At 40.7% G+C, this 20,377-nt stretch carries 15 protein-coding genes; 10 read left to right on the top strand and 5 right to left on the bottom strand.

The window, feature by feature from the left end:
• Positions 1–421 precede the first annotated feature (421 nt).
• Together CWB75_RS18090 and CWB75_RS18085 are read left to right on the top strand one after the other, a co-directional pair.
• A complete protein-coding gene (locus CWB75_RS18090) occupies positions 422–1,735 on the top strand; it encodes a Na+/H+ antiporter NhaC family protein (protein WP_010388632.1) in 1,314 nt (437 codons plus the stop codon).
• A 118-nt stretch (positions 1,736–1,853) separates the two neighbouring features.
• Positions 1,854–2,642, top strand: a complete 789-nt coding sequence (locus tag CWB75_RS18085; protein WP_055012946.1) for a hypothetical protein — start codon at positions 1,854–1,856, stop codon at positions 2,640–2,642.
• Between the two features lie 62 nt (positions 2,643–2,704).
• Here CWB75_RS18085 and CWB75_RS18080 read toward each other — a convergent pair whose 3' ends face one another.
• Positions 2,705–3,502 (bottom strand): M48 family metallopeptidase, encoded by a 798-nt coding sequence (locus CWB75_RS18080; RefSeq protein ID WP_138571377.1) that lies wholly within the window; start codon positions 3,500–3,502, stop codon positions 2,705–2,707.
• Positions 3,503–3,672: 170 nt separating this feature from the next.
• On the opposite strand from CWB75_RS18080, the gene CWB75_RS18075 reads away from it, so the two are divergent.
• Positions 3,673–4,872, top strand: a complete 1,200-nt coding sequence (locus tag CWB75_RS18075; protein ID WP_109874501.1) for a Bcr/CflA family efflux MFS transporter — start codon at positions 3,673–3,675, stop codon at positions 4,870–4,872.
• Between the two features lie 27 nt (positions 4,873–4,899).
• On the opposite strand, the gene grpE is transcribed toward CWB75_RS18075, so the two are convergent.
• Together grpE and CWB75_RS18065 are read right to left on the bottom strand one after the other, a co-directional pair.
• Positions 4,900–5,511, bottom strand: coding sequence for a nucleotide exchange factor GrpE (gene grpE / locus CWB75_RS18070; RefSeq protein WP_138571376.1), 612 nt, complete (start codon positions 5,509–5,511; stop codon positions 4,900–4,902).
• A 58-nt stretch (positions 5,512–5,569) separates the two neighbouring features.
• Entirely contained in the window at positions 5,570–6,535 is a 966-nt protein-coding gene (locus CWB75_RS18065) for an HrcA family transcriptional regulator (RefSeq protein WP_138571375.1), read from the bottom strand.
• 167 nt (positions 6,536–6,702) lie between these two features.
• Between CWB75_RS18065 and nadK the strand changes: the two genes are divergently transcribed.
• The 4 genes from nadK to CWB75_RS18045 all read left to right on the top strand — a co-directional run bounded on the left by nadK (position 6,703) and on the right by CWB75_RS18045 (position 10,333).
• Positions 6,703–7,587 (top strand): NAD(+) kinase, encoded by an 885-nt coding sequence (gene nadK / locus CWB75_RS18060; protein WP_008464501.1) that lies wholly within the window; start codon positions 6,703–6,705, stop codon positions 7,585–7,587.
• A gap of 75 nt (positions 7,588–7,662) precedes the next feature.
• On the top strand, positions 7,663–8,220 hold the full coding sequence (locus CWB75_RS18055; RefSeq protein WP_075169079.1) for a hypothetical protein: 558 nt from the start codon (positions 7,663–7,665) through the stop codon (positions 8,218–8,220).
• A gap of 75 nt (positions 8,221–8,295) precedes the next feature.
• Positions 8,296–9,969, top strand: coding sequence for a DNA repair protein RecN (gene recN, locus CWB75_RS18050; protein WP_138571374.1), 1,674 nt, complete (start codon positions 8,296–8,298; stop codon positions 9,967–9,969).
• A 46-nt stretch (positions 9,970–10,015) separates the two neighbouring features.
• Positions 10,016–10,333: a hypothetical protein gene (locus CWB75_RS18045; protein WP_138571373.1), complete on the top strand. Its 318-nt coding sequence runs from the start codon at positions 10,016–10,018 to the stop codon at positions 10,331–10,333.
• A 123-nt stretch (positions 10,334–10,456) separates the two neighbouring features.
• On the opposite strand, the gene CWB75_RS18040 is transcribed toward CWB75_RS18045, so the two are convergent.
• Positions 10,457–11,872, bottom strand: a complete 1,416-nt coding sequence (locus CWB75_RS18040) for a glutamate synthase small subunit GltD family protein (protein WP_013465171.1) — start codon at positions 11,870–11,872, stop codon at positions 10,457–10,459.
• Positions 11,873–11,881: 9 nt separating this feature from the next.
• Positions 11,882–16,339 (bottom strand): glutamate synthase large subunit, encoded by a 4,458-nt coding sequence (gene gltB, locus CWB75_RS18035; RefSeq protein WP_138571372.1) that lies wholly within the window; start codon positions 16,337–16,339, stop codon positions 11,882–11,884.
• 717 nt (positions 16,340–17,056) lie between these two features.
• Here gltB and CWB75_RS18030 point away from each other — a divergent pair.
• Genes CWB75_RS18030 through CWB75_RS18020 form a run of 3 tightly spaced genes read left to right on the top strand, consistent with a single transcriptional unit; the run spans position 17,057 to position 20,376 of the window.
• Positions 17,057–18,313, top strand: a complete 1,257-nt coding sequence (locus tag CWB75_RS18030) for an efflux RND transporter periplasmic adaptor subunit (RefSeq protein ID WP_075169075.1) — start codon at positions 17,057–17,059, stop codon at positions 18,311–18,313.
• Positions 18,314–18,348: 35 nt separating this feature from the next.
• Positions 18,349–19,059: an ABC transporter ATP-binding protein gene (locus tag CWB75_RS18025; protein WP_010388610.1), complete on the top strand. Its 711-nt coding sequence runs from the start codon at positions 18,349–18,351 to the stop codon at positions 19,057–19,059.
• A gap of 3 nt (positions 19,060–19,062) precedes the next feature.
• On the top strand, positions 19,063–20,376 hold the full coding sequence (locus CWB75_RS18020) for an ABC transporter permease (RefSeq protein WP_138571371.1): 1,314 nt from the start codon (positions 19,063–19,065) through the stop codon (positions 20,374–20,376).
• Position 20,377: the final 1 nt, after the last annotated feature.

The following is a 20,377-nucleotide window of genomic DNA, read 5'->3' as shown; positions in this document are numbered from 1 at the left end:
GCTGACCGAAGTTAGTATGCTAGTGGGCTAAGTAAAAACCGAGCAACAAAGAGTAACTCGCCCCTAGGCAGAACCTTTCGGGCAGCGCCTGTTTGGCATTGATGCTGCGTTATCGCCTATTTATGGGGAATACCACACCACATAGGCTCTGCCTTGCCTAAATACCAAACAGACTGCTGCAAATTTAACCTTGAAAGATCAACAGACCCTCATAATAATAACAGATAGTCTTTGCATTTAGCCATCTATACATTTAAACTTCTTTTTTTGCGCCGATTTGGTCTTTGGCTTGCGGGCGCTGTTGAGTTACTTATCTGGTTAGATAGTAAAACAAACACTAAATTCAGCTAAAAGAGGGATGCTTTGGCTGTTTAATATATCAATCGATTTCGATTGCTATGAATAATTAACGAGGAATATGATGCAGCCATCATTTGATAAAAATAAAGCAAGATTTTCTTTGCTCCCCCTACTCACCTTTGTTGCTATTTTTTTAGGCTCAGGCTTATATTTGCAATCTCAAGGGGTTGATTATGCATTTTATCAACTCCCAGCACCGGTCGCTATTTTACCTGCGATTGTTTTAGCCTTTATTTTAAATAAAGCCAGTATTAATCAAAGTGTAGAAACCTTTATTAAAGGCGTGGGTAATAACAATATTATTACCATGTGTCTTATCTATTTATTAGCAGGTGCTTTTTCTGCGGTTGCAGGGGCAACCGGTGGCGTTGACGCGGTTGTTAATGCTGGCCTCTCACTTATTCCCCCTTCATTACTTCTGCCTGGTTTGTTTTTAATTGCCGCGGTTATCTCTACTGCGATGGGCACGTCAATGGGAACTATCGGTGCTATTGGCCCAATTGCTTATGCAGTATCAATGAAAACAGGGATTGATCCCGCATTAATGGCCGGTACCATTGTATCTGGCGCTATGTTTGGTGATAACCTATCAATAATTTCTGACACTACGATTGCAGCTACCCGCACGCAAGGCTGTGAAATGAAAGATAAGTTTAAAGAAAATCTTAAAATTGCGATTCCAGCCGCTATCCTTACTATTGCACTGTTGTTATTTTTAACGCCAGCTGCGCAAGTTGTTGAAACTAAAGACTACGATATTTTATTGGTGCTTCCTTATGCCTTTATTTTAGTACTGGCAGTAATGGGCTTTAATGTATTTGTAGTACTGTTAAGCGGTATTGTTTTCGCCGCATTGATGGGCTTTACCGGAAGCTATGAAGGCGCCAGCTTTGTAAAAGATATTTACCAAGGTTTTAGCGACATGCAGGAAATATTTTTACTGTCTATGTTTATTGGTGGCCTCTCTGAGTTTATTCGTATTAATGGCGGCCTCGACTACATCGCGCAAAAAATTCAAGCAATCACTAAGGTCATTGCAAAATGGCATCGCAAGGTAGCGGATCAGTTAGGGATAGCTGCATTGGTGCTAACCAGCAATATGTGTATTGCTAACAACACAGTGTCTATTATTGTGACTGGCCCTATTGCTAAAAAGCTAGCTGACGATGGCGAAATTAGTGGTAAACGTTCTGCCAGTTTATTAGATATTTTTGCCTGTGTTACCCAAGGGTCTTTACCTTACGGCGCACAAGCACTTCTGCTTGGTGCTACATTTAAAATTAGCCCGTGGGAAGTATCAACCTCATCTTACTACTGCTTTATTTTAGCTTTTACCGCTATTGCGGTTATTTGTTTACGTCGTAATAAAGCTTAAATCTTCTTTAAACAGTGTATTAGCCACATGCTAGTACACTGTTTATGACAATAAATAATTAACAAATTAACCGTCTTTGCTATAATGTGGTATTCAGCGTGTCACATAAAATATGGTTATGAAAATTAAAAACTTACTTCCTCTCGTTGCACTTAGTGCGTGTGCCTTAAGTTCAACAGCTACTGCTGCTAATTGGAGCAGTACTGCGCTTCATATTAACAACGGTAATCATAAAAACCCGTTCACTGAACAAAAATCAAGCACCACGGTTTATTCATTGCAACATGCTTCAGGCCATGACTATGGGGATAACTTTTTCTTTATTGATTACAGCACTGATGGCAATGACGATAACTACCAAGATCAAGACTTTTACTTTGAAGGTTATTCTACGCTTAGCTTATCGGCCGTTATGGACGAAAAAGTAGCGTCAGGTGCGCTCGTTGATGTTGGCCTAACCATGGGTATTAATGCCGCAGGCGATGCTAAAGTTGTTAAATACTTACCGGGTGTAAAATTAAGCTGGGATGTACCTGGTTTTAATTTCTTCTCAACCCTTGTGACTGCCTATATTGATGATAGTGAAGGTGTTGCGAAAGGCGGTGCGCCAATTGAAACCAACAGCTGGATGTTTGACGTTGCTTTTGAATATCCATTTATGATTGGCTCACAAAAATTTAGTGTTAAGGGTCATGCGGAATATATTGCTGAGCGTGAAGATGAGTTTGGTAATGACGTACGCGCTTGGTTTTTAGCTCAACCTATTATTGTATGGGATATGGGGCATGCGCTAGAAATGAAAGAAAACACCTTACTGTTAGGTATGGAGTGGCAGTACTGGCATAACAAACTTGGTACAGATGTTACAGAGTCAGTTCCACAAGTACACATAGAGTGGACTTTTTAATAATTAAATACTTAACTATTAAAAAATAAAACCTGTCATTAGACAGGTTTTTTTATGGTTGATTACAACTTACACTGCGGATTTTTACCTTGTGCTTTAGCTGTTTTTTGCTCACTAAGCGCTTTACTCATTTGCGATTGTAAATTTGCAATACGGCTTGTTGGTGCTGGGTGAGTTGATAAAAACTCTGGCGTTGCCCCACTGCCCGCTTGACTCATATTTTGCCAAAGCGTAACAGACTCTTTAGGGTTGAAACCCGCTTGCGCCATTAAATCTAAACCAATAACGTCAGCTTCGGTCTCATGTGAACGACTAAACGGTAAAACCACACCATATTGAGCGCCAAGACCAAGCCCTTGCATAATTTCATTGCGGTATTGCACGTTGCCCATTTCAAGCGCCGCACTGCCCACTTTCATTCCAGTTTGTAAAATAGAGCTTTGTGAAACACGTTCATTTGAGTGCTCTGCAATCACATGACCGACTTCATGACCTAAAACAGTTGCAAGCTGATCTTGATTTGTAGCAATTTTTAATAATCCAGTGTGCACGCCAATATAACCACCTGGCAATGCAAAGGCATTTGCAGATTCATCTTCAAATACCACCACTTCCCAATTTTGAGATGCATAATCTGTAGGAAGCACGGCTACTACTTTATCAGCAATACAATTGACGTAACTGTTTACTTTTGGGTCTTTATTTACCGGCTGCGTTTTTTTCATTTGGGCAAAACTCGCAGTGCCCATTTGACTCATTTGTTGATCTGAGTAAAGCGCAATCTGTGTGCGTCCAGTTGGTGATGTTTTACAACCTACTAATACTGCACTGGCAAGTACTGCCAAAACCAATTTCTTCATTATAATGCCCTAAAAAAGTTTGTTACTGAGTATAGAATACCAAACGCAGTGTTAGTTTAAAATCTTTGCTTTTTGCGATTAAACAATTAAGTTAGCAGGCAAACTAAGTTTATCCAACGCCATTGCCCTGCTATACTGCCCAACCTATATTCGTTGTTTTGAGTTTTTAAATGAGCGCTTCGGCTTCTTCTTTTAATACCCGTATTTTATTGCCTTTATTAGCCAGTATTGTTGCAATCACGCCTTTAGCCATTGATATGTATTTACCGGCTATGCTGGTAATTGCCAACGATCTCAATACTAGCATGCCAAATGTTCAAATCTCGTTGAGTATCTATTTAGCAGGTTATGCATTGGGCATGTTATTTTTTGGCCCCATAGCCGATCAAATTGGCAGGCGTAAACTGGCACGAATAGGGCTCAGTTTATTTGGCTTGAGTTCACTCGCTTTAGCATTTACCACTGAAGTGCATACTTTTTGGCTGTTAAGAGCAGTACAGGCATTTACAGGGGCGGCAGCTACGGTTGTGGTTCCAGGGATTATTAGACACATATATCAAAAAAATACTGCTAAGGGTATGTCGTACGTGTCTATGATTATGATGATAGCGCCTTTACTTGCCCCCTCTATCGGCTCAGTTATTTTAGGCTTTTCGCTTTGGTCGACTATTTTTATTGTTTTAGCGGCTTATAGCTTTGTAATTTTACTTTTTGTGCAGCGTTACTTAATTGATATCCCGATATTTAAAAATGATCGAAAAGGGTTATCGCTTTTCTTTTCAAGTTACAAAGTGGTATTGAGCAACCCGCATGCTCGCGCTGATATTTTAAGCTCGATGTTTGTGTCGTTTGGCTTTTTTTGCTTTTTAACCTCGGTTCCATATATTTACCTCGACTTATTTAAAGTATCGGAACAATTATTTGGTCTGCTATTCGCTTTTAATGTAATGGCGCTGATGTTTGGTAACTTTTTAAATACTCGCGTAGTGCCACGTATTGGCTCACGAAAAATGCTTTATTACGGGCTAATGTGTGGTTTTTTATCTGGCACAGCATTACTCAGCTTTAGTGTGTTGCATTTATCGCTTTACTTTATTGTTGCGGCTATTGCCCCGTTAATGATGAGCTTAGGCATAATAGCAAGTAATGCAGATTCATTAATTTTGATGAAGTTTGAACAAAATACCGGAACTGCTACGGCGGTTATCGGCACCTTGCGTTTTGGTAGTGGCGCATTAGTAGGCCCTATATTAGCGGTAATGCATGCACAAAGTGCGGTTCCATTTTCTAGTTTAATGTTTAGTGCGGTGGTACTGACAATACTGGTGCAGTTAATACATTATTTTAAAGACAAAAAAAATGCCTCATAATGAGGCATTTTTAAATTGTATACTTAATTAAGCGTCAGCGGCTTTAGATACCATAACCATTGCAGGGCGTAATAAACGGCCGTTTAATGTGTAACCTTTTTGCATTACTGCTAAAACAGTATTTGGTGTTACATCGTTGCTTGGTTGGATTGACATTGCTTGATGAAAGTCTGGGTTAAACTGCTCACCTTGAGGGTTTACAATTTCAACACCAAATTTAGCTACCGCGTCGTTAAAGCTTTTCACTGTCATATCAATGCCTTCAAGTAAAGGCTTAAGCGTTTCATTTTCTTTATCAGAAAACTCAATAGCACGCTCTAAGTTATCTATAACAGGGAGTAATTCATTAGCAAACTTTTCTAGTGCAAATTTGTGTGCTTTTTCTACATCTTGTGCAGCGCGACGACGCATATTGTCCACATCTGCAGCAGCGCGAACTACGCAATCTTTTTGATCTGCAATAGTTTGCTTTGCAGTTTCAAGCTCGGCATATAACATAGCAATTTCTGCTTCAGGGCTTTGCTCTTGCTCAGCATGTTGTTCTGCTGCTTCAACTGCCGCCTCAACGTCAGCTTCCATTTGCGTCACTTCTTCGTTCAGTTCTACTTCTTGCTCTGGGTTTTGTGTCTGCTCAGACATAAAATATACGCTCCAATTCTTTACAACTGCGGTAATTATGGGGATTGAATAAAAAGATTCAAGAGCTCAATGGCTCTAATAATTTAAATTCTTGGATTATTTTCTCTAATTGCGCTGATTTTGGACAAATAACACAAAAGCGACTCTGATATTCTTGATTTTGAAAATACGGCACACTAATCACAATGAGTTCATCGCAGCTACTGAACGGTAAGTTTTCAGTATTGAGAATAGAGACCCCATTTTTAAAAGCGAGTTTATCTTCAACAAAATTTAAAAATGATACACCAATATTAAGGCTTTGCTCACAATCTATTTTTTTATAAAGGTAGTTTTCGCCAACAACGATACTGTTATCTGAGCCTAATTTTTGGCTTAGCTCACGGGTCCATTGAGTTAAAGAGTCATGACAATTACGCGGAGCCGTATTGGCCATTGCCTGCATTCGGTAGAGGCCTTCAATTAAAGATTGTTGACTAAAAACCGTATTGAGCCAAGTAGCAAATTCATAACGTTGGCTATCGCTAGGGTCATTAGGCTTATTAATACAAATATTGTGGCTCTGCCCTGCTCTATCTAAGAGTAAAATAAGCCAGTTGTTTGCATCAAAGTCGAGCACTTCTACCCTAAATACCTGCTGTGTTCTAACCTGCGGTAGCCCCACACAACAGCATACTTGGTAACGTTGACTCAAGCCATGCGCTAGCTCAACCAATTGTGCCTGCTCAGGTTGCCAATAATTAGCAATATCATTGAGCGTAAAAAACTCATCAAACCAATAGTCAAACCCATCATTGGTTGGCACTCGGCCAGCCGATGTATGTGGTGAATACAACAAGCCTATTTTTTCAAGGCGCGCCATCGCGTTACGCACAGTGGCAGAGCATACCGCCATACCTTTTTGCCTTGCAATTTTTGTTGACGGCACAGGTAAGCCATCGCCATTACAGTACATACTCATAACAGCGGCAAATATTTGCTGATCTCGTGGGTTTAGTTTCATGTTATCTACATCTTTATGCATAGCTGTTATATCGGGGCTAAGTATTATTATTTCAAGTATAAAAAATACAATAAATCTAAATTTTACAGTGAATTAATTAAATCCGCTGGTTATTACTAAGATCTGTGTTTTCAAACACTTCTGTTTTAGGTTACTCTACAAATATTAGAACTCTCAGTGTATTTATTATGGACTCTCCCTTTAACACTATCGGCTTGATTGGTAAGCCAAATCACCCTAATGCTGCCGCTACTTTACAACGATTACATACGTTTTTATTAGCTTTAGGCTTTGAGGTGATTGTTGAAAAACGTACAGGGAGTCAACTTAGTGATGTACCGAGCGACAAACTCGTAAAGCTCGTTGATTTAGGCGAGCGTGCCGACTTAGCGATTGTGGTTGGAGGCGATGGCAACATGCTGGGTGCTGCACGGGTGCTTGCTCGCTTTGATATAGCCGTAATTGGTGTAAATAGGGGTAATTTAGGCTTTTTAACAGATCTGAACCCAGAAGGGTTTGAGGGTAGCTTAGAACAGGTACTCAGCGGCGATTACATTGAAGAAAAACGTTTTTTATTAGAAGTTGAAGTGTATCGACATAACGAGCTTAAAAGCGCTAATTCTGCAGTAAACGAAGCAGTGCTTCATGCTGATAAAGTAGCACATATGATTGAGTTTGAAGCCTTTATAAACGATGACTTTGTATTTTCTCAACGCTCCGATGGTTTGATTGTGTCGACTCCAACAGGCTCAACGGCATACTCTTTATCGGGCGGTGGGCCTATTTTAACACCAGAGCTTAATGCAATGTCACTGGTTCCGATGTTTCCACATACTTTATCAAGTCGCCCTTTAGTGGTGGATGCTGATAATGAAGTGCGTTTAAAGCTTAGTTTAGAAAATACTGATAGCTTACAAGTAAGCTGTGACAGCCATGTTGTACTCGCCGTATTACCGGGTGATGAGGTAGTTATACGTAAAGCTGACAAAAAATTACGCTTAATCCACCCAAAAAATTATTCTTATTATAATGTGCTACGTAAAAAGCTAAATTGGGGTAGCCGGTTATACTAATTTTATTGCCAAACATGCAACTTTAGCGCAAAATATCGGGCTAGAATTTTTAAATATCATCAGGAAAAAGTAGTAATGACTTATGTAGTGTTTCTTGCTTTATTATTATTAATTACTTTACTTGGCAGTTACTTGCTAATTGAGAGTAATCGAAAAAAAACCATTGAAGCAAAGAAAAAACTGTTTAACGAGCGCGTAGCAAGTACTCAATCACGTTTAAAAATAAAACTCAACGAATTACTTGATGCAAATGTCATCAGTGCTAAGCACCTTCCTCGAATTCAAGCCGTTGTAAGTAACTTTTTCGTGGTACAGCCTCACACCGATGAAAATTTAGTTAAGTTGGAATCGTTATGTGACCAACTTATTAACATACTTAACGAAGAGCTTATAAAAACCTATAAAAGTAATAATAGCCAAGCATTTGCCGACAGCACTCAATATTTTATAGCAGAGTTGCCAGCTCAAGGTATTTTATACAATAAAAATTTTTACCAAGAAGTCCTTCCTACGTTAATCTTAAAGTTGAAAACTGAAGACAACATACAACCAGTTGATAATATTGATCTTAACGATGAAACCCTCCCTATTGATGAAGAAAAAAAAACACTAATTGAGTCCAGCCTTGCTTAAAATATAGAAATTTAATTTGCAATAAACCAAAACACTGTATAAATTAACAGTTAATTCACTGGATGGATGAACAGTATGTTAATTGGTTTAGAAATTAAAAATTTTGCAATTGTAAGTAATTTAAGCACTGAATGGCATTCGGGCATGACCGCTATTACCGGTGAAACGGGTGCGGGTAAATCAATCGCTATTGATGCGTTATCATTGTGCCTTGGAGAACGAGCAGAGGCTTCAGCTGTGCGCCCAGGCACTGATAAAGCCGAGGTAAGTGCGCAATTTGATTTAAGCAATTTGCCACACGCCCATGCATTTCTAGAAGAGAACATGCTTAATAATGACGATAACGAATGTCTACTTCGTAGAGTTGTTTGCAAGAATGGCCGCAGCAAAAGCTACATTAATGGTAGCCCTGTCACCGCTGCACAGCTAAAAGAGCTAGGCCAATATTTAATTTCTATACACGGTCAACATGCACACCAGCATCTATTAAAAGCAGAGCATCAATTACAGCTACTGGATGCTTACGCCGGGCACCAAAATCTAGTTAATGCTGTAAGCCAACGCTATAAACGTTATGCTGATTTACAAAAAGAATTTAAACAACTAGAACACCAACAACAACAACAAGCTGCGCAAAAACAATTATTAGAATATCAAGTGGCTGAGCTTGATGAATTTGCGTTGCAAGTTGGTGAGTTTGAACAAATAGAAGCAGAGCATTATAAGCTCAGTAACAGCCAAACTATTTTGCAATCTTGTCAGCGCGAGCTACAACATTTATACGAAAGTGATGAGCAAAATGCGTGCTCTCTTTTACAACACAGCGCACAACAATTTAATGAACTTGCACATTATGATGAAACCCTGGCCAATGTAGCAGCATTACTGACAGAAGCAGCGGTTCAAGTTGAAGAAGCAAGCAGAGAAATACGCAATTATACTGAACAAGCTGACTTAGATCCTACTCGCTTAACGGAAGTAGAAAACAGACTCAGCGGCGCTATGGATTTAGCAAGAAAACACCATATAAAGCCACAAGAGCTCGTTGAGTTTCATCAAAATGTAACACAAGAACTAGACTCTATAAGCAGTAATAGTTCGCGCCTCGAACAGCTTGAAGGTGAAATTGCAGCAGCTCTTGAAGATTATCAAACGGCTAGTGAGGAATTAAGTGCTAGCCGTCATCAATATGCTAATACACTTAATGGCTTGATCAGCGAAAGTATGGCTAACTTATCCATGGAAAATGGCGTATTTGAAATAGCTCTTACAGCACATACCGATCGCTCTCCAAACAGCTTAGGTTTTGATAATGTATCGTTTTTAGTATCAACAAACCCAGGGCAACCATTACAACCTTTAGCAAAAGTAGCCTCTGGTGGTGAGTTATCACGTATTAGTTTGGCTATTCAGGTTATTATTGCCCAAAAAGTCACGACTCCTACGCTTATATTTGATGAAGTAGATGTCGGTATTTCTGGCCCAACAGCTGCTGCCGTTGGTAAACTACTGCGCCAATTAGGTAAATCGACACAAGTAATTTGTGTAACTCATTTACCGCAAGTGGCTAGTAGCGCTCATCAGCAATTTTTTGTTGCCAAAGAAATTGCAGACGGTGAAACGTTTACTCATATGCTGGCATTAAATAAAGATGGCAGGGTTAATGAAATTGCGCGTTTGCTGGGTGGTGATAACATTAGCAAAACAGCTAAAGCAAATGCAAAAGAGCTTATAAAAGCGCACGGATAAATTATACATTTATAGTGCGTTACCTTGATACGGTGAGGATACCTTGATGCAAACAACGGTCATTTATTTTGGCTTAGCAATTAACTGGCTACTACTTATAGTTAGTGTACTTTTAGCAATGTTTAGCAAGTTTAAACACACACAATTTAAACAAGGATTATATCGTTTTTTAAATGTGGCATTAATTGTACATATTGTTATTGCTGTTATGTTAGTTTTTAGCAGCACAGCTATTAGTGGCTTAATAACACTTAGTTTGTTGGTTATTGGCCTACAGCTTGTTTGTAACGTTATCTGCTATAAAAGTGTGAAACGTCGACAAGCCAGAGTGAAACCGAGCCTTGATCACTTCTCGATGGATTAACTAACATAGCGTTTAAAAATGCCCGCAACCTGTGTATTGTGGGCATTTTTATTTGTAAAACTGAGGGAATAAAAAAGCAAACCCGAAGGTTTGCTTTTGACTCCATTCTAACAAAAGAATTATTTACACTTTTAAATAATCCATAATGCCTTCTGCAGCATTACGCCCCTCAAATATAGCAGTAACCACTAAGTCTGAGCCACGAACAATATCGCCTCCAGCAAATATTTTAGGATTAGTGGTTTGATGTGTAAATTCACCTTGCTCAGGTGCATTAATACCGCCCCAGTGGTTAATTTCTACATCGTACTGTTCCAACCAGTCCATTTTATGAGGCTTAAAGCCAAATGCCATAATCACTTGTGTAGCTTCAATAATGTGCTCTGATCCGGGGACTTCTTCAGCACGACGACGGCCATTTTCATCTGCCTCACCAAGCTGAGTTTTTACCATTTTAACGCCTGCAACTGCGCCTTTATCATCAAGGACAATACCTTTAGGCTGAACGTTATAAGTAAAAATTACGCCCTCTTCTTTGGCATTCTTTACTTCGCGTTTTGAACCAGGCATGTTCTCTTCATCACGACGATAAGCACACGTTACTTTTAACGCGTTATGGCGAATGGAGGTACGCACACAGTCCATTGCTGTATCACCACCACCTAGTACCACTACTTTTTGGTTTGCCATATCAATGCAAGCTTGTTTAGACTCATCGTAACCCATAACACGATTAGTGTTACCAATTAAGAATGGCAGGGCATCATGCACCCCCGGTGCATCTTCGTTCTCAAGCCCTGCACGCATACTTTGATAAGTCCCCACTCCCAAAAATACAGCGTCATACTCATTAAGAATTTCATCCATGCTAATGTCTTTACCTACTTCGACATTAAGTTTAAATTCAACACCCATTTCGGTAAATATTTCGCGACGTTTTTGCATGACTTCTTTTTCTAATTTAAAAGAAGGAATACCAAAGGTTAACAGCCCACCAATTTCAGGGTGACGGTCAAATACCACAGGCTTTACGCCATTACGTACTAGAATATCAGCACAGCCTAACCCTGCTGGCCCAGCACCAATAATAGCCACTTTTTTATCAGTCCATGTCACATAAGACATGTCTGGCTTCCAGCCCATTTTGAACGCGGTATCGGTGATGTATTTTTCGATGTTACCGATTGTTACCGCTCCAAACTCTTCATCTAACGTACATGAGCCTTCGCATAAGCGGTCTTGTGGGCATACTCTTCCACACACCTCTGGCAAACTGTTAGTACGGTGCGAAAGCTCAGCGGCCTCTAAAATGCGCCCTGTACGGATCAGTTTTAACCATTGTGGAATATAGTTATGTACTGGACATTTCCACTCACAATAAGGGTTACCGCAATCAAGGCAGCGATCTGCCTGTGAATTAACTTGGTTTTCTGAAAAGGGTTCATAAATTTCTACGAACGATTTTTTACGCGACGAGATTGGTTTCTTGCGTGGGTCTACACGCTGCACGTCTATAAATTGATATACATTTTCGCTCATACTGCCCCCTTATTGCGCTTGAACACGTAGTTCGGCGCTACTGCGAGCGCGATGCCCGAGTAAACTTTTTACGTCACTTGATTTAGGTTTTACTAATTTGAACATCGGTAAATAAAGTTCAAAGTTAGCTAAAATAGTTTCTGCTCTGCATGAGCCTGTTAGCTCTAAATGGTCAGCAATTAAGCCGCGTAAATGCTCTTGATGTGAACTCAAATCATCTAAAGTAACCACTTCAACCAACTCTGGGTTAATGCGTTTCTCAAAATCACCTCGTTCATCTAAAATATAAGCAAAACCACCGGTCATACCTGCACCAAAGTTAACTCCTACATTACCAAGTACACATACCACGCCACCGGTCATATATTCACAACCATTATCACCAACACCTTCAACAACAGCTTGCACACCCGAATTACGCACAGCAAAACGCTCACCAGCACATCCGGCTGCAAACAATTTACCGCCAGTCGCACCATATAAACAGGTATTACCTACGATGGTTGCTTTGTGACTTTCAAATGACGAACCCAGTGGTGGGCGAACGACTAGCTTACCGCCCGCCATCCCTTTACCAACGTAATCGTTAGCATCACCAACTAGAGTCATTTCAAGGCCGCCAGCATTCCATACCCCGAATGACTGGCCAGCTGTACCATGAAGTTCAATCACCACTGGATCTGCTGCCATACCTTGATTACCGTGCTTATCAGCAATATAACCAGAAAGCATTGCGCCAACCGATCTATCGGTATTACATATACGACTCACTAATGAAATGCCGCTTGAATTATCAATTGCCTCTTTTGCCTTGCCTAGCAAGCTCTCATTTAACTCACCTAAATAGTGCGAGCTATTTGGTGCACTGCAAAACAGTGTTTCACCCGTTGGGTTGTTCGGCTGAGCGATAACCGCTGATAAATCTATTTTTTGCTGTTTGGCTGTTTTGCCTTCAATGGCTTCGAGTAAATCTAAGCGACCAATCAAATCGGTTAGGTTTGCAACACCTAAACTTGCCATAATTTCACGCGCTTCTTGAGCTATAAACTTAAAGTAGTTCATCGCCATTTCTGGTAAGCCGTGATAATGCTTTTGGCGCAGTGTATCGTCTTGGGTTGCCACACCAGTAGCACAGTTATTTAAGTGACAAATTCGTAAGTATTTACAGCCTAACGCCACCATGGGTCCGGTACCAAAACCAAAACTTTCAGCGCCTAAAATGGCTGCTTTAATGATATCAAGCCCGGTTTTTAACCCCCCATCTGTTTGCAGGCGAATACGATGACGAAGGCCATTTTCGACAAGTGCTTGTTGCGTTTCTGCAAGGCCAAGCTCCCATGGGCTGCCAGCATATTTAACCGAGGTTAAGGGACTTGCACCTGTGCCACCATCGTAGCCTGAGATAGTAATTAAATCGGCATACGCTTTTGCAACACCGGTTGCAATTGTTCCTACGCCCGGTTCAGATACCAGTTTTACTGAAATCAGTGCATTCGGGTTTACTTGCTTTAAATCAAAAATAAGCTGAGCTAAATCTTCAATAGAGTAAATATCATGATGCGGTGGCGGTGAAATTAGTGTCACACCCGGTACCGAGTATCGAAGCTTGGCAATATAGGGCGTTACTTTTTCACCTGGTAACTGCCCGCCTTCGCCCGGCTTAGCGCCTTGAGCCACTTTTATTTGAATGACATCCGCACTGCGTAAATAATGAGGTGTTACACCAAATCGACCGGAGGCCACTTGTTTAATCCGTGAATTTTTTTCTGTACCGTAACGAAGTTTATCTTCGCCACCTTCGCCAGAATTTGAGCAACCACCTAAACGGTTCATAGCAATGGCTAGTGCTTCATGCGCCTCTGGTGATAATGCACCAATACTCATCGCTGCAGAATCAAAACGTTTATAAAGCTCAGTGGCAGGCTCTACGTCATCAATACTTATACCCTTTTCAGGTAGTTTTAAAGCCAACATATCGCGCAAAGTCGCCACTGGGCGGTGATTAACTAGCTTTGCGTATTCGTTGTAATCACTATACTGGCCGCTTCGTACTGCTTTTTGTAGCGTTTGAATCACATCAGGGTTGTAAGCATGATACTCGCCGCCGTGAACGTATTTAAATAAACCGCCATGGCTTAATAATTTACGTTTACTAAGCGCCAGTTTATGCAAGCTTTGCTGATCGTCATCGAAGTCGCTAAAACACGCCCCTTTTATGCGACTTGCAACGCCCTTAAAACACATCTCAACAATCGCGTCAGATAGACCAACCGCTTCAAACAACATTGAACAACGATATGAAGCCACGGTGCTAATACCCATTTTCGACATGATTTTGTACAAGCCTTTATTAATTGCTTGACGATAAGCCAGTGTCACTTCGCAGTATGACTTATTAATTACCTTACTATCGCTCATGGCCACAAGTGACTCATACGCTAAATACGGGTAGATTGCGGTTGCACCAAAGCCAAGTAGAACCGCAAATTGATGCGCGTCACGAACGCTGCCGGTTTCAATAATGATGTTAGACTCACAGCGTAAGTTATTATCTACCAAGCGTTTTTGTACCGCACCCACCGCCATAGCTGCAGGAATAGGTAATTGATTGTCATCAAAGTTACGATCCGTTAATACCAGCATAATGCAGCCTGATGCTGCTTTTTCTTGCGCTTCATCACAAACACGCTTAACGGCGTTTTCAAGTCCTTCTTCTACGGTGTAAGTAATGTCAATTTTACAGTAACTGTAGTGTGCTTCATCGGCATTGAGTAGCTGCTGCATGTCAGCATACATTAAAATAGGGGTATCAAATTGCAGGCGTTTAGCATGCCCTGTCGTTTCATTAAATACGTTTTGTTCACTGCCAATACACGTTGCCAACGACATTACATGGTTTTCACGTAACGGATCAATTGGCGGATTAGTCACTTGGGCAAACTTCTGGCGGAAATAATCGTAAAGTGAACGATGCCCTTCGCTTAGGACGGCAAACGGCGTATCGTCACCCATTGAACCGGTAGCTTCTTGACCATTTTCACCCATAACACGAATAACACTGTCTAGCTCTTCATTAGTATAGCCAAACATCTTTTGGTATTTGGCTAGAGTTGCATCATCGAATGAGCGATTACCTGCATCTTGCTCAGTCAGTGCTTCAAAAGGTGTTAAGCGCTTAACGTTTTCTTCTAACCACGATTTATAAGGGTGGCGTGATTTTAAATCTTGGTCAATTTCATCTGAATGCCAAATTTTTCCGAGTTTGGTATCAATAACGAGTAGCTCGCCTGGGCCAACACGTCCTTTTTCTACCACCTCATCAGCGGTGTAATCCCAAATCCCCACCTCAGAAGCTAAAGTAATAAAGCCATCTTGAGTAATAATATAACGCGCAGGGCGCAGACCATTACGGTCTAGGTTACAGGCTGCAAAGCGCCCATCAGACATAACGATGCCTGCAGGGCCATCCCACGGTTCCATATGCATAGAGTTAAAATCATAGAACGCACGTAAGTCGTCATCCATAGCACGGTTTTTTTGCCATGCTGGCGGCACTAGCATGCGCATCGCACGGAATAAATCCATACCACCAGCTAAAAACAGCTCTAGCATATTATCGAGGCTAGATGAGTCAGACCCTGTTTCATTAACAAACGGCGCTGCACTTTGTAAATCAGGAATAAGCGGCGAAGCAAATTTATAAGAGCGTGCACGGGCCCACTGGCGGTTACCTTCAATAGTATTAATTTCACCATTGTGCGCTAAATAACGAAATGGTTGCGCTAAAGGCCAGCGAGGCTGTGTGTTTGTAGAGAAGCGTTGATGAAAAACACAAATAGCACTGGTCATGCGAATATCAGCAAGATCGAGATAAAAATTTGGCAAGTCAGCAGGCATCATTAAGCCTTTATAGATGGTGACTAGCCCAGATAAGCTCGCAATATAAAATGATTCATCGTCCATTAGACGCTTTTCTGCACGACGACGTGCAACATACAAGCGGCGTTCTAAATCTTTAGAACGCCAACCTTCTGGCGCACTAATAAAAATTTGTTCAAAACCTGGCAATTGTTTTAGAGCAATAGGTCCTAACATTGATGGATCAGTTGGAACCACACGCCAGCCCAAAATATTTAGCGTTTCTTTTTCTAGTTCTTCGCTTAAAACATCTTTGGCTGCTTGTGCTAGTACCGGATCAGCATTGAGGAAGATCATCCCAACGGCGTAATTTTTACCTAAATGCCAATTATTCTCGGCAGCAATAGCCCGAAAGAAGCTGTCTGGTTTTTGTAATAACAAGCCACAACCATCACCCGTTTTACCATCAGCAGAAATACCACCGCGGTGCTGCATGCGATCTAAACCGGTGATCGCCGTACGAATGAGTCGGTGACTCGCTTGGTTATTAACTTGGGCTATTAAGCCAAAGCCACAATTATCTTTTTCTAGTTTTGAGTCATATAACATGGACCCCTCCCCTTGCTGCGCTGTTAACGTTGATGAACGGCTCGACGATTTGCTAACAGACGAACAAAATTAGCGTTATTCCACCCTTGAGTCAATATTTTTATGAATACATATTCATTATATTGAATATATTTCAACTTAATTAAAAATCATAAAATAATGCCAACCATTAACATTTGCATGGATATCTAATCGAAAAATAGATTGGCACCGGTATTATTTTTAAAAACTTGTAAACAAAAAGCGCGCACGAATAGCAGTTTACGTAAACGTAAGGTGAGCTGAAAATGAATAACTATTCATTAGGTGCTATTTCCTCTTTTGTGCTGTATTAGTAATTCATCTGAACACGACATTTAATTACAGCGGCTTCTATTAGCGCATAGTTTATTCAATAGATTTAAACGCTCCCCTCATGTTATGCATTAATTAACAACTTGCTTTACGTTGAGGTAACCTCATCCCATAGACAAATCAAAAAAGTGCCCGCAGCGGACACTTTTTATGTCCGCGGACATGTAAAACAAAAAGGGTAAAGTTAAAAGTCAAATAAATTCAATAAGATAAAAAATGGCATGCTATTCGAATACAGCATAACTATATAAATTTTGAGGATGTTCGAATGTTTACTATTGGCTTATTTTTAATTTCACCAATTATTCTGTTTATTGCCTCGCTAATGATTACTGTGTTTGAAAAACACTAAGAGAATGAATAATGATTAAAGACACTAGCGGGCAAGACACGCAAATCTCACGACCTATAAATTTTAAAAAATACATCAGGCTGTTTATATTTATTGTGGGCCTAGTTGCTCTATGTGTATATGCACTATTAAATGCTGATCAAGAAGGTACTATCTCGGTTGATAGAGTAAGCCTACAAATAGCCACGGTGGTGCGCCAATCGCTAATACGCGATGTTGCAGCCAGCGGTAAAATTGTCGCCGCCAGAGCACCAAAAGTTTACAGCCCTGAACGAGGCTTTGTTTCATTGAAGGTTAATGCTGGTGACTCAGTAAAACTGCATGATGTAATAGCCATGGTTGATAGTCCTGAGCTCACAAACGAATTAAAGCAGCAACAGTCTGTTTTAGCTCGTCTTGAGGGCGAGCTACAACGTAAACACCTTGAGGCACGCCGCCAATCATTAAGCTTAAATAAAGCACTTGATCTAGCACAAGTAGAGTTAAACGCTGCCGATAGAGAAAATCGCAGAGCGGCCTTATCAATGCAAAAAAATGTGATCAGTCAAATTGATCACGAAAAAGCCATTGATGAGCTTGCCCGTGCAAAACTCTCTTATAAACATGCAGAGCAAGAAGTTGAATTGTCCAAAGATACACTTACTTTTGAACTACAGGCCGCTAAACGAGACGTCACTCGTCAACAACTGATTGTCGATGATCTACTTCGTAAAGTTAATAACTTAACAATTAAAGCCACAGTGTCAGGGATTGTAGGTAACTTACTAGTTCAACAAAGAGAAGCGGTAACACAAAGCCAACCATTAATGACTTTAGTTGATTTGAGCAATTTTGAAGCAGAACTACAAGTCCCTGAAAGTTATGCAAATGAGCTTGGTTTAGGTATGGACGTAGAGATAACAATGGGCGCTAGCAAAGTGATGGGCACCCTCTCTGCCATTTCACCAGAAGTAAATAATAGAGAAGTTACAACACGTGTACGTTTTGACAAAGACATGACGGGTATCAGACAAAACCAACGATTAACAGCACGTATTTTATTAGAAAATCGTGACGATGTTTTACAAGTTAAGCGTGGGGCATTTTTACAACAAGGCGGTACACAGGTTTATAAAATTACCGGTGATACAGCTCAGCTAATTGATATTTCAATTGGTGCAACCAGCATTAATGCGGTTGAGTTAATCTCAGGGGTTCAAGCTGGCGATGAATTGATTATCTCAAGCTATAACAGTTTCAAACACACACACACATTATTACTTCGCTAACAATCGCGTAGAACCAAACAACAAAAGGAAAAAGCATGTTAAAGATGAATAATATAAGTAAAGTATATCAAACAGAAATGGTTCAAACCCATGCATTACGTGATTTTAATCTACACGTTGATGAAGGCGAATTTATTGCTGTTACAGGCCCTAGCGGATCAGGAAAAACGACCTTTTTAAATATAGCTGGAATGTTAGAACCCTTCTCTGCAGGTGAATATTTACTTGATGGAATTGATGTAGGTAAGTTAAACGATAACCAGCGCGCAGATTGTCGAAATCAAAAAATAGGCTTTATCTTCCAAGGGTTCAATTTAATACCTGACTTAAACTTATATGAAAATATTGAAGTACCGCTACGTTATAGAGGTATTAAAGCCGCAGAGCGTAAACGTCGCATTGAAAAATGTTTAGAACAAGTTGGTCTTGCCTCTCGGGCAAAACATTTGCCACAGCAACTCTCTGGCGGACAGCAACAACGAGTAGCCATAGCACGCGCGCTTGCTGGCGAGCCACGATTTTTACTTGCCGATGAACCAACCGGTAATCTCGACAGCCTTATGGCTCGTCAAGTAATGGAGCTGCTTGAACAAATCAATCGCGATGGCGCGACCATCATTATGGTGACCCATGATCCTGAGCTTGCTCGCAGAGCGCCAAGAAACATTCAGGTGGTCGATGGACAACTTGCCGACTTTACGCTGTATCAAGGCGCACAAAACCTTAAAAATGTTGCAGGAGCGTAAGCCATGCTATTACATTACCTCGATTTAAGTTGGCGTAGCTTTAAGCGCACTCCTCTGGTGAGTTTCTTAATGGTGCTGGCGATTGCCATTGGGATTGGTGTAACCATGACCAGTTTAAGCGTTTATCATATGATGTCAGCAGATCCGATCCCGCATAAAAGCAGTCAATTGTATAACGTACAATTACAAACCATGGGTGAAGGTCACACGTGGTGGACGGGTGACGATATCCCCATGCAATTGACTTATCAAGATGCCGTAAATTTACATAATGCGCCTACTCCAGATAAAAAAGTGGCCATGATGCGCACTGGCTTCTCGGTGTATTTAGACTCAGATAAAGTTAAGCCGTTTACTGGTGAAGCACGCATGACCACACCCGATTTTTTTAGCATGTTTGATGTGCCATTTATTTATGGCGGTGTGTGGAGTGTACAACAAGAGCAATCTGCAGCCCCTGTTTTGGTGATTTCAAAAGAGCTGAACGATAAGTTGTTTGCGGGTGAAAACTCCATCGGCAAACTAGTCTATTTGGATGACGATAGCTACCAAATTGTCGGTGTTATTGATGACTGGCCCCTCAACCTTAAATATTACGATTTAAATAACGGCGCTTTTGATAAAATAGCAGACCTATTTTTACCCTTTAGTTTAATTAAAGCAAAAGAGCTCACCAGCTGGGGCAATAGCAATGGCTGGAAACATGAAAATATAAATACCTATGCCGATAGATTGCAATCGGAAATAGTGTGGATCCAATTTTGGGCTCAGCTTGATACACCAGAGCAAAAAACCGCTTACGGTGATTACCTCACCTCTTACATTGAAGAGCAAAAAAAACGTGGCCGCTTCACGCGAGAGAAACCTGAATATAGCCTACGTGATGTAAACCAATGGATGGAATACAACAATGTCGTTAGTGAAGATAACAAAATACTGGTTAGTTTAAGCTTTATGTTTTTAGCGGTGTGTTTAGCTAATATTTTAGGATTATTACTAGCAAAGTTTTTACGCCGTGCTCCAGAAGTCGGCGTGCGTCGAGCACTCGGGGCAAGTAAGCGACAAGTCTTTCTACAGCATTTAGTAGAAGTAGCCATGCTTGGTTTTATCGGCGGTTTGCTCGGTATTGTACTTGCACAAATTGGCCTGCTCGGGGTAAGGCAAAGTTACGAATATTACAAAAACATAGCCACGATGGATTTAGCCATGTTATTAAGTGCCCCAGTTATCGCAATAACTACTTGTATTATTGCTGGGCTTTACCCTGCTTGGCTAGTGTGTAAAACCAACCCTGCCATTTACTTAAAGAGCCAATAAG

The organism is Pseudoalteromonas sp. S1608 (assembly GCF_005887265.1).
Taxonomy (GTDB): domain Bacteria; phylum Pseudomonadota; class Gammaproteobacteria; order Enterobacterales; family Alteromonadaceae; genus Pseudoalteromonas; species Pseudoalteromonas undina.
The sequence above is the reverse complement of the archived record's forward strand: the minus strand, read 5'-3'. Positions and strand labels throughout refer to the sequence as shown.